10 protein-coding genes are annotated in these 11,111 nt (G+C 57.4%); 5 read left to right on the top strand and 5 right to left on the bottom strand.

Features of this window, described 5'->3' with window-relative positions:
- Positions 1-85: 85 nt before the first annotated feature.
- From SHM7688_RS10790 to SHM7688_RS10770, 5 genes are all read right to left on the bottom strand, one after another.
- Entirely contained in the window at positions 86-841 is a 756-nt protein-coding gene (locus SHM7688_RS10790) for an ABC transporter ATP-binding protein (protein ID WP_058239959.1), read from the bottom strand.
- 89 nt (positions 842-930) lie between these two features.
- Complete coding sequence (locus SHM7688_RS10785; protein ID WP_058239958.1) at positions 931-1,686, bottom strand: ABC transporter ATP-binding protein; 756 nt, start codon at positions 1,684-1,686, stop codon at positions 931-933.
- A gap of 12 nt (positions 1,687-1,698) precedes the next feature.
- Positions 1,699-2,898 carry a branched-chain amino acid ABC transporter permease gene (locus SHM7688_RS10780; RefSeq protein WP_058239957.1) on the bottom strand — a complete coding sequence of 400 codons (1,200 nt, stop codon included), beginning with the start codon at positions 2,896-2,898 and terminating at the stop codon, positions 1,699-1,701.
- A 3-nt stretch (positions 2,899-2,901) separates the two neighbouring features.
- The gene (locus SHM7688_RS10775; RefSeq protein ID WP_058239956.1) at positions 2,902-3,933 is read right to left on the bottom strand and encodes a branched-chain amino acid ABC transporter permease; all 1,032 of its coding nucleotides are present in this window, start codon (positions 3,931-3,933) and stop codon (positions 2,902-2,904) included.
- 89 nt (positions 3,934-4,022) lie between these two features.
- Positions 4,023-5,375: a substrate-binding protein gene (locus SHM7688_RS10770; RefSeq protein ID WP_058239955.1), complete on the bottom strand. Its 1,353-nt coding sequence runs from the start codon at positions 5,373-5,375 to the stop codon at positions 4,023-4,025.
- A 216-nt stretch (positions 5,376-5,591) separates the two neighbouring features.
- Here SHM7688_RS10770 and SHM7688_RS10765 point away from each other — a divergent pair, with 216 nt between their 5' ends.
- From SHM7688_RS10765 to SHM7688_RS10745, 5 genes are all read left to right on the top strand, one after another.
- A complete protein-coding gene (locus SHM7688_RS10765; RefSeq protein ID WP_058239954.1) occupies positions 5,592-6,791 on the top strand; it encodes a helix-turn-helix domain-containing protein in 1,200 nt (399 codons plus the stop codon).
- Positions 6,792-6,943: 152 nt separating this feature from the next.
- Positions 6,944-7,312 (top strand): response regulator transcription factor, encoded by a 369-nt coding sequence (locus tag SHM7688_RS10760; RefSeq protein ID WP_058239953.1) that lies wholly within the window; start codon positions 6,944-6,946, stop codon positions 7,310-7,312.
- A 53-nt stretch (positions 7,313-7,365) separates the two neighbouring features.
- On the top strand, positions 7,366-7,593 hold the full coding sequence (locus tag SHM7688_RS10755) for a hypothetical protein (RefSeq protein WP_223229301.1): 228 nt from the start codon (positions 7,366-7,368) through the stop codon (positions 7,591-7,593).
- A complete protein-coding gene (locus SHM7688_RS10750; RefSeq protein ID WP_058239951.1) occupies positions 7,593-10,283 on the top strand; it encodes an ATP-binding protein in 2,691 nt (896 codons plus the stop codon). The genes SHM7688_RS10755 and SHM7688_RS10750 overlap by 1 nt, the downstream gene beginning before the upstream one ends.
- 99 nt (positions 10,284-10,382) lie before the next feature.
- Positions 10,383-11,111: hypothetical protein (locus SHM7688_RS10745; RefSeq protein ID WP_158500691.1), on the top strand; the 729-nt coding region annotated here is incomplete at its 3' end.

Genomic DNA, 11,111 nt, shown 5'->3' with positions numbered 1-11,111 from the left:
CCCCCGAAGATGAAATTTTAGGCGAGGTTAGGGGGATGCGCCGTAAGGTCAAGCACGGCTTTGACTCATCCCCCAATAAGTTGCATCAGATTGCGAGGTATTCTGCGCGCAACTCTTCGTTCTCAAGCACCTCAGAGGCGGCACCATCAAATACGACAGAGCCTGTGTCCAGAATGACGGCGCGGTCTGCCAGTTCCAGCGCACGCACCGCGTTCTGTTCGACGATGATGGTGGTGATGCCCTGTTCCTTGATGATGCGCAGGGTCTTTTCGATCTCATCCACGATCACCGGTGCCAGACCCTCGTAAGGTTCATCCAGCAGGAGCACTTTGAGGTCGCGGGACAAAGCACGGGCGATGGCCAGCATCTGCTGTTCGCCGCCTGACAGCGTCACGCCTTCCTGCTTGCGACGCTCTCCCAGACGCGGGAAGAGTTCATAGAGGCGTTCAATCGACCAGCCGATGGGCGGGGCGATCTGCGCCAGCTGAATGTTCTCTTCGACGGTCAGACCGGGAATGATGGAGCGGTCTTCGGGCACAAGACCAATGCCAGCGGCGGCGGCCTCATAGCTTTTCATCAGGTGCAGGGGCTTGTGATCCAGCCAGATCTCCCCGTGGGTGACCTGTGGGTTGTCCATGCGGGCAATGGAGCGCAGGGTTGAGGTTTTGCCCGCCCCGTTGCGGCCCAGAAGCGCGAGGATCTCGCCCTCGTGCACATTGAAGCTGATGTTTTGCACGATGTAGCTCTCACCATAGTAGCTCTCCATGTTCCACACAGAAAGATAGGCGGGGGCGGTTTCGGCCAGATTGTGGCCTTTGGAAAAGTCGGGTTTGACGTTCATGGTTCTGGTCTCCCCGTCCCGGGCCTGACCCGGGACCTCTTGTTGCTGTCGCGAGGCCCCGGAACAGGTCCGGGGCACGTCGATGTGCCTTATGCGGTTTCACCAAGATACGCTTCGCGCACTTTGGGGTGGCCTTTGATGTTTTCCGGATCGTCCTCCACCAGCGGCGTGCCCTGTGCCAGCACGGTGATGCGCTGCGCGAGGGAGAACACCACATGCATATCGTGTTCAATGATGGCGATGGTGATATCACGCTCATCTGAGATCTGCTTGAGGAGGTCGATGGTGTTGTTGGTGTCAGCCCGTGCCATGCCGGCGGTGGGTTCATCCAACAGCAACAGGCGTGGCTCTTGTGCCAGACACATGCCAATTTCCAGACGCCGCTTGTCGCCGCGCGACATGGAGGCTGCATGCATATGGCGTTTGTCGGCCATATTCATGTCCTCAAGCATGCTTTCAGCGCGTTCCACCACGTCTTTCTCACTGAACATATTGGCAATGGCCTGCAGCGAAAACGCCCCATCCCGTTTGGCAAAACAGGGGATCATCATGTTTTCCATCACCGAAAGATCACCAAAGATCTCTGGGGTCTGGAACACGCGGGAGATGCCCATCTGATTGATCTCATGGGGGGTGCGGCCCAGGACGGACTGGCCGTCAAACATGACGGAGCCGGTATCTGGAATAAGCTTGCCCACAAGGCAGTTCAGCAGGGTGGATTTCCCGGCCCCGTTGGGGCCGATGATCGCATGTACGCTGTTTTCTTTCACCGAGAGGTTCACGTCTGACAGAGCCTGAAGGCCACCAAACCGCTTACCTACGTCTTTGACTTCGAGAATTCCCATCTGTCCGTCTCCTTATTCTGCGGGTTCCGTGGAGGCCTTGGGGCCGTCTTCGTCATTGGCTTTCTTGCCACGCAGCGCACGTGCGATGCGTTGGCCACCTTCTACCAGACCACCGGGCAGGTAGATCACGACAAGCATGAAGAGGATGCCAAGTGTCAGGTGCCAGCCTTTGCCGATGAAGGGATAGATGATGGTGACAAGCAGGTCTTCGAGCCCATCGGGCAGGAAGGCGAACCATTCATGCAAAACGTCCTTGTTGATCTTGGACAGGATGTTTTCCATGTATTTGATCGCGCCTGCGCCCAGCACCGGGCCAATCAATGTACCAACACCGCCCAGGATGGTCATCAGAACCACCTCACCAGAGGCTGTCCAGAACATACGCTCCGGGCCCACCTGTGTGTCCATCGCCACCATCAAGCCACCGGCGAGGCCGGCATACATGCCGGAGATCACGAAGGCTGCCAGCGTGTGAGGGCGTGGGTTCAGACCGGTGTAGGACATGCGGGTCTGGTTGGATTTGATCGCGCGCAGCATCATGCCGAAAGGCGAGCGGAAGATGCGGATTGCCAGATAGAAGCTCGCCAGCATTGCAATGGCTGCGATGTAGTAGCCTGCGTTGAAGGTGAAGAGCCAATCGCCGATGTTCAGTTCAAAGCTGGCGCGCATGTCCATGCCAAAGAGGTTGGCCCGGCCAATTTCGCCCTCTTCCAGATTGGAGAACAGGGGGCTGTCGGAGGATTTGATCTGCAATCCGGTTTCGCCGCCGGTGATGGGTGTCAGCACCGAATAGGCCAGAGCGTAAGACATCTGTGCAAAGGCAAGTGTCAGGATCGAGAAGTAGATGCCTGAGCGGCGCAGGGTGATGAAGCCCACGGCCAGTGCGAAGATGCCCGCCACGATGATGGCCATGAAGATGGCTGGTATCACATTGAGCGAGATCAGCTTCATCATCCAGATCGCGCCATAAGAGCCGATACCCAGGAAGGCGGCGTGACCAAAGCTGAGGTAGCCGGTCAGGCCAAAGAGGATGTTAAAGCCGATGGCAAAGATGCCAAAGATCACAAAGCGCTGCATCAGGTCGGGGTAGCCCGCGTTGAATTGCGCCATGCCCGAGCTTTCAGGGAAGGGGTTGAGGATGAAGGGGGCCAGGAGAGTCAGCCCGGCAACGACCAGCAGGAGCTGGAAATCTTTCTTTTCGAGACCGAGCATGAGTTAGTCCTCCATGACGCCCTTGCGGCCCATAAGGCCCCGAGGACGGGTCAGCAGAATAAGGATGGCAACGAGGTAGATGATGATCTGGTTCAGACCCGGAAGGATCGCCAGAACCTCACGCATGGAGGCAAAGCTTTCCAGAATGCCCAGCATGAAGCCTGCGAGTACGGCGCCGGGCAGGGAGCCCATGCCGCCCACAACCACCACAACGAAGCTGAGGACGAGGAAGTCCATGCCCATGTGATAATTTGGTGAGTTGATGGGCGTGTACATCACCCCCGCTAGCCCTGCGACGGCAGCTGCCAGACCAAACATGATGGTGAAGCGTCGGTCGATGTTGATGCCCAGCAGGCCAACAGTTTCGCGATCTGCCATGCCCGCGCGCACAACCATGCCAAAGGTGGTGTATTGCAGGAAGGCAAAGACAGCGCCGATGATCACTGCGGCAAACACAAAGTAGATGATGCGCCAGTAGGGGTAGATGATCAGGTTGGGATCAAACCCAAGTGCTGCGCCAAAATCAAAAGACCCTGTGAAAGCCTGTGGGGCCGGGGTTGGGATCGGGTTGGCACCGTAGAAGTATTTGATCACCTCCTGCAGCACGATCGCCAGACCAAAGGTCACAAGGATCTGGTCGGCATGCGGGCGCGTGTAGAAGTGTTTGATCAGGCCACGCTCCATGATGTAGCCCACCGCCATCATCACAGGGACGGCAAAGAGGATCGACAGCGGGACGGCCCAGTCGATGATGGCATCCCCTGTGGCAACGCCAAAAATGTCGTGCACATAGGGCACTTCGACTTTGGCAGGATTGCCGAGAAAGTCGGTTTTTGTCTCATCGATGATGGTGTGTGACAGGGTGAGAATGCGGCTGAGTGTGACAGCGCAGAAGGCACCGATCATGAACAGCGCCCCATGCGCGAAGTTCACAACACCCAAGGTGCCAAAGATCAAGGTCAGTCCAAGGGCGATCAACGCATAGGCGGATCCCTTGTCCAGTCCGTTCAGAATTTGAAGGATAATTGCTTCCATCGGTCCGTCCCTATGGTTGTCCGAAGACGCCGGATAGGCGTAAGGGGGCGGGCATTTCTGCCCACCCGAATGACTTGCAAGTCAGAGACTTACGCGCCGTTGTTGCAGGAACCGAGGGTGGCTTCTGCGCCGCCCATCTGTGGGTGATCAGGTGCGTAGGTCACCTGTTCAACCGGGGTCACTTCGACGATTTCCAGAAGGTCGAACTCGGACGTTGGGTTCTCTTTACCCTTCACGACCAGCACGTCTTTGAAGCACTGGTGATCGGCGCCACGGTAAAGTGTCTTACCGTTGCCCAGACCGTCGAACTCAAAGTCTTCCAGAGCTTCCGCAACCGCACATGGGGCAAAGGAGCCTGCGCGCTCACAGGCATCTGCATAGAGCAGGGTCTGCACATAGGTGGTATGCGCCGCCTGAGAGGGTGGGAAGCCATATTTGGTGCCGAAGGATTTCACGAAGGCTTTGGAGCCTTCATCGGTCAGGGACCAATGCCAGTTGGCGGAGCCAAAGATGCCCTTCACGTTTGCGCCTGCGCCCTTCGCCATCAGGCGAGAGTAGAGCGGAACGATGATCTGGAAGTCTTTGCCGTTCACCTGCTTGTCACGCAGGCCAAACTGTACTGCGTTGGTCAGCGAGTTCACCATGTTGCCGCCGTAGTGGTTCAAAACCAGTGTGTCGGCACCGGATTGCAGAACTGGCGCGATGTAGGAGGAGAAGTCTGTCTGTGTGAGTGGTGTTTTCACCGTGGCGACGGTTTCCCAACCCATGGCTTCAGTAGAAGCTTTCACCGCTTCTTCGGTGGTGTAGCCCCAGTTGTAGTCTGCTGTCAGGTGATAGGCTTTACGATCTTTGCCGTAAGCATTGGCCAGAACAGGCGCGAGCGCGGCACCGGACATGTAGGAGTTGAAGAAGTGACGGAAACCGTTGGCCTTGCGGTCCTTGCCGGTGGTGTCGTTGGAGTGGGTCAGACCCGCCATGAAGATCACGCCTGCCTCCTGGCAGAGCGCCTGAACCGCCACGGCCACGCCGGAGGACGACCCGCCGGTGATCATGATCGCGCCATCTTTTTCAATCATGGATTTTGCGGAGGCGCGTGCGGCGTCAGACTTGGTCTGTGTGTCGCCGGTGACGAATTCGACCTTCTTGCCCAGGATGCCGTTGCCCTGCAGCGCTTTGGAGCTGAAGGTGTTCATCATGCCGCCGTCGCCGCCGCCATTGAGGTGTTCTACGGCAAGCTGGTAGGCGCGCAGCTCGTCGGCGCCTTCGTCTGCATAAGGGCCGGTTTGTGGTACGTTGAAGCCCAATGTCACGGTGCCGCCGGTTGGTTCATTGGTGAACGCATGCGCGGACTGAGCCGTGAAAATCGTTGGCAGAGCCAGACCTGCACCTGTGACGGCACTGGTCTTGAGCAAGCCACGACGTGTGAAGTTGCTTTTGGACATATAATCCTCCCGTTATGTCAATTGTGGGTTGGGGCTCCTCTTCCCCGCACCACAGGCACATTTGTGCTCAATCAGTATCGCGAGTTGATCGAAAATTTCGCAACAACTGCTTTCAAAGACAGTATTTTTTTGTAAAGTAATTCGCGTCACGCTGCGGCAATTTGTAAATTTTTTATTCTGCGCTGCGGAAAGTGATTGATTGGGAGGGAAAAGATTATGGCGCAGCAATCCCTTGCGGGCAGTCGTATCCGGGAGCGGCGGGTGATGGCCGGCATGCGTCAGGCGGAACTGGCGCGACGTGTAGGTATTTCGGGCAGCTACCTCAACCTGATTGAACACAATCGGCGCAGAATCGGCGGCAAACTGATGGTGGACATCGCCAATGCGCTGGAGGTGGAGCCGTCTCTGCTCTCAGAGGGGGCGGAGGCCGCCTTGCTAAGCGCATTGCGGGAAGCGGCGGCAGTGGCCACACAGGCCATGCCGGAGATTGAGCGCGCCGATGAATTTGCCGGGAGGTTTCCGGGCTGGGCCAGCCTGATTGCGCAGTTGCACAGCAGGCAGCGCAGTCTTGAGCATACGGTGGCCACTTTGACAGATCGCCTGACACATGACCCGCATCTGGCCACATCCATGCATGAAATGCTCAGTATCATCACCGCCATCCGCTCCATGGCGGGTATTCTGGCAGATACAAAGGAAATTGAGCCGGAGTGGCGCAATCGGTTTCACCGCAACCTGAATGAAGAGAGTTTGCGTCTGGCAGACGGGGCGCAAAAACTGGTGGCCTATCTGGATGCCGCAGGTGAAGGTGACACTGGGATGGTGCTGCCGATTGAGGAGGTCGAAGCCCTTGTGGCTGCGCATGGCTTCCAGTTTGATCACCTGGCTGAAATGAGCGCTGCGCAATTGCGTGATTTTATTGCGGCGCAGTCGCTGCTCACCACGGAAGACGCGCGCGCTATGGCTTTTGTCGTGTTGGATCGTCTGCGTCAGGATGCGCGGCTTTTGCCTTTTGATACCGTTCAGCGCCACCTGACCGACGGACCGGTGGATCCGGTGGCGCTTGCAAATGCCTGTGCCGCGCCCTTCGGGGCGGTGTTGCGTCGCTTGGCAACCCTGTCTGATGTGCTGTTGCCACGGCCTTTGGGATTGGTGATGTGTGACGGGGCAGGCAGCATGATGTTGCGCAAATCTGTGGATGGGTTTGGCATTCCCAGGTTTGCTGGTGCGGATCCGACCTGGCCCCTGTTTCAGGCCCTGTCACGCCCCACGCAACCTTTGCATCAAACAATCACTGTCACCGAGCGCGGGGCCCTTCACTTTGAATGCTACGCTGTCGCAGAGGTGGTGGGAGAGGTTCAGATCAATGTGACGCCGCTCTATCACAGTTTCATGCTGATCGTGCCGCAAGACTGATGTGGGACAATGTGGCCGTTGTCAGAGTTTTTGAAGATCATGTGGGTGTCAGTTTGTCATTGGTTGCAGTTTGGCAGGAAAACCGCTTGGCTTTTGGCACTTGCACGCTAAGAATGTGACACCGCTTGTGGACTTTCGGGGAGGGGAGCTGCATGGGCAGAAGTGTTCTTGTCATCGAAGATGAGCCCAACATCATTGAAGCCATCAGTTTCATCCTGTCACGGGACGGGTGGTCTGTGGCCACGCATTCCAATGGGCATGATGCCTTTGGCGTTGTGCAGGACACTATGCCGGATCTCGTGATTTTGGATGTGATGCTGCCGGGTAAGACTGGCTATGACATTCTGCGCGAAATCCGTGGGGCTGAGGGCACGCAGGCTTTGCCAGTGCTGATGCTGACCGCCAAAGGGCAGGTCAAGGACCGCGAAATTGCGGAGCGGGCGGGTGCCAGCCGGTTTATGACAAAGCCATTTTCCAATGCAGAGGTGCTTGACGCTGTGCGTGAGCTTGTCGCGGGGTGAGCCCGCGGCACAACAGCCCTTTTTTGGAGCGGCAAAGCTATCGCAGGCGGCGTTTGATTGACACCATACGGTTCCTGCCAGTGATTGGGGCCATTCTCTGGTCGGTCCCTCTTTTGTGGCCGACGCAGGAGGAGGCGGAGGCCTCTGCTGTGAAGGCAATTTCTTCATCTGATGCGATCATCTACATCTTTCTGGTTTGGTTCGGGCTGGTGGTGTTTGGCGCGTGGTGCGCCTATCGCATGAAGCAGAGCAATGCTCTTGAGGAGGATAAGGGCCGCTGATGGGCGCGTTAAATGTCCTTGTTGGCGTCTGCCTTATCTATGTCGCCTTCCTTTTTTTTGTGGCTTTTGCGGCAGAACGTGCGGCCATTCGTGGGCGCGGTGGCTGGTTGCGCAATCCCCTCATCTACACCTTGTCTCTGTCGATCTATTGTACCGCTTGGACGTTTTATGGCGCGGTGGGGTATGCGGCGCGCTCAGGGCTTGAATACCTGACGATCTACATTGGTCCGACGCTGGTTGTTGTGGGCTGGTGGTGGGTGCTGCGCAAGCTCGTGCGGATCGGACGCACACAGCGGATCACCTCTATTGCAGACCTGATTTCCTCCAGATACGGGAAATCCAATACTTTGGCGGTTGGGGTGACCATTCTTGCCGTGGTGGGCACAACGCCCTATATCGCGCTTCAGCTTCAATCAGTTACAGTGAGTTTCGACGTTTTTTCAGAGTCTTATGGAGAAACGTTGACGCGCTCCGGGCAGGATAGCAACGCCCTTTGGGTGGCCTGTGGTCTGGCGCTTTTCACCATTGTGTTTGGCACGCGGAACCTGGATGCCAATGAACGCCATCATGGCGTGGTCATGGCCATTGCCGTCGAGGCGATTGTGAAGCTGTTTGCGCTTTTGGCCGTGGGGGTTTTTGTGGTCTGGGGCGTTGCAGATGGGCTCGGCGATATCTACGCGCGGATTGATGCCAGCGAAATTGGGCAGTGGCAGATGCGGGGGGATCGCTGGGCCACGCTGATTTTCCTCTCAGGAGCGGCCTTTCTGTGCCTGCCGCGCATGTTCCAGGTCATGGTGATCGAGAATGAAGAAGAGGACCATTTGCGCACGGCAAGCTGGGCCTTTCCGCTGTATTTGATGGTGATGAGCCTGTTTGTGGTGCCCATCGCCGTGGTTGGCCTTGGCACGCTGCCAGCGGGCAGTGATCCGGATTTCTTTGTTCTGACCGTGCCCTTGGCACAGGGCAATGAAACCCTCGCGATGTTGTCTTTTCTGGGCGGATTTTCCAGCGCCACCTCTATGGTGATTGTGGCGGCTTTGGCGCTGTCGACCATGGTGTCGAACCATATTGTCATGCCGATCTGGCTCAGTACACAGAGCGGGGGCGCTTCGGTTTCGGGTGATGTGCGCCATGTGGTTCTGCTGGCGCGGCGCATTTCCATCGGCGGCGTTGTCTTTCTGGGATACCTGTATTTTCGGCTGTCAGGCGGCGGCACGTCGCTGGCCTCGATTGGCCTGATCTCTTTTGCCGGGGTTGCACAGTTCCTGCCGGTGTTGCTGGGGGGGATTTTCTGGCGTGGGGCCACGCGGACGGGGGCTTTGGTCGGTTTGACAGTGGGCTTTGTGATCTGGGCCTATACGCTGCTGCTGCCCAGTTTTGGGACGGGCACGTTGATTGGCGAAGACGTTCTGATCGAAGGGCCGTTTGGCTGGGGCTGGCTGCGGCCGGAGGCGTTTTTTGGTATCACGGGCATGGATCCGCTGGTGCATGCGATCTTCTGGTCGATCCTGCTCAATACGGTCAGTTTCTTCATTGCCTCTCTTGTGGGGTTCCCGTCGCCGCTGGAGCGGTTGCAGGGCGCGCAGTTTGTGAATGTCTATGAGCACAGCACCACGCCACAGAGCTGGAGCGGGAATCTGGCGCAGAGCGAGGATTTGATGGTCATGGCGCAGCGGATCATGGGCGCGCGGGTGGCGCAGGGTCTGTTTGAGCGGGAAGCCAAGAGACAGGGTGTCAGCGGGCTGTTGCCTGAGCCGTCTCCTGATTTTCTTCAGGTGCTGGAGCGGGAGCTTGCGGGGTCTGTTGGGGCGGCCACGGCCCATGCCATGATTGGGCAGATTGTTGGTGGGGCCTCTGTGTCGGTGGAAGACCTGATGGCGGTGGCGGATGAGACCGCGCAGATGATGGAGTATTCTTCGCGGCTTGAAGCCAAATCTGAGGAGCAGGCGCGCACGGCCCGGCAGTTGCGGCAGGCCAATGAAAAGCTGACCCAGATTTCGGAGCAGAAAGACTCCTTCCTCAGTCAGGTCAGCCATGAATTGCGCACGCCGATGACGTCGATCCGGGCTTTCTCTGAAATTCTGCGCGACAGTGATCGCCTGAGTGAGGCAGAAAAGGTCAAATACAGCTCCATCATACATGATGAGGCGATCCGACTGACCCGGTTGCTGGATGACCTGCTGGATCTGAGCGTGCTGGAGAACGGACAGGTCAGCCTGAATGAGCAGACTGGCGTTTTGGCCGAGGTGTTGGATCACGCGCTGGCCAGCGCATTGACCGGCAATACGCAGGTGAGCCTTCAGATCAAGCGCGATAAAGCGCGCGAGCGGGTGACACTCAATACGGATCTTGACCGTCTCAGCCAGGTTTTCATCAATCTGATTGGCAATGCACAGAAATATTGCGATGCGGAGCTGCCTGCGTTGCGCATTGATGTGCGGCGGGACTCTGAAAAACTGGTGGTCGATTTCATCGACAATGGCAGTGGGATTTCCAAGGCAGATCAGGCCGTGATTTTTGAGAAGTTTTCTCGCACGGGAGAGTTACGCGTCAGCGGAGCAGGGCTTGGATTGGCGATTTGTCGGGAGATCATGACCCGGCTGGACGGCACGGTGGATTATCTGCCGGGGCAGGGCGGCGCGGCCTTCCGGGTGGTGTTGCCAATCCAGATGGCCATGGCTGCACAATAGTCGGAAATCATGCGGCTTTTAGCGGTTATGTAGAGGGCCTGTTAACCTTATTCGGGCACATCTGTCACCAAGGGACTGAAAAACAGGGCTGTAAAAGGCATGGGTGACACCAAAGGCAATTCCATTCTGAGACGCAAGGCGGTTGATGGCAGCACCGAGCATCAGGCTCGTGCGATGACGCCAAGCAAGGCCATGCGATTAGGCATGGCTTTGGCCGCTGAAAAGGGGCTGGGGCTGGCGTTGGATGTGACCAAAGTGTCTCACACCACGCTGCCGCATCGAGCGTTGCAGGCCACCTTGGATGAGACCTCTCTGCTTGCCATTCTGGAAGGTCAGAACGGCGAGCCGGGGGCCTTGGCGGTGGATATGCAGGTTCTGGCCGGTCTGGTGGAGCATCAGACTCTTGGGCAGGTCGTGGAAAAACCGATCACAGAGCGGGTGCCGACCCGTGTGGATGCCGCACTGATCACGCCCTTTATGGAAGACGCGCTGATGCGATATGTGCGCATGGTGGGTGAAGAGGGTGAGCCGCCCAAATGGCTGCAGCATTATAAATTTGGCGCGATGATCATGGACACGCGCACCCTGTCGCTGGCGATGACGGCGCAGGATTATCATATGTTTGTGCTGGATGTGTCGCTGGATCGCGGCAAGAAGGCCGGAACCATGGCGCTGATCTTTCCGGACATTGAAGTTTACATGGCGGAGCCTGAGGAAGATGACGCCACCGATATTGAGAAGTTCCAAGGCAATGTGAAGCAGGCGACGACCACGCTGAACGCTGTGATTGGAAAAGTGAAAATGCCCATCGCGGCCATTCAGGGGCTG

The organism is Shimia marina, assembly GCF_001458175.1.
In the GTDB taxonomy this organism is placed as follows: Bacteria; Pseudomonadota; Alphaproteobacteria; order Rhodobacterales; family Rhodobacteraceae; genus Shimia; species Shimia marina.
This window is presented reverse-complemented; position numbering and strand designations above follow the sequence as displayed.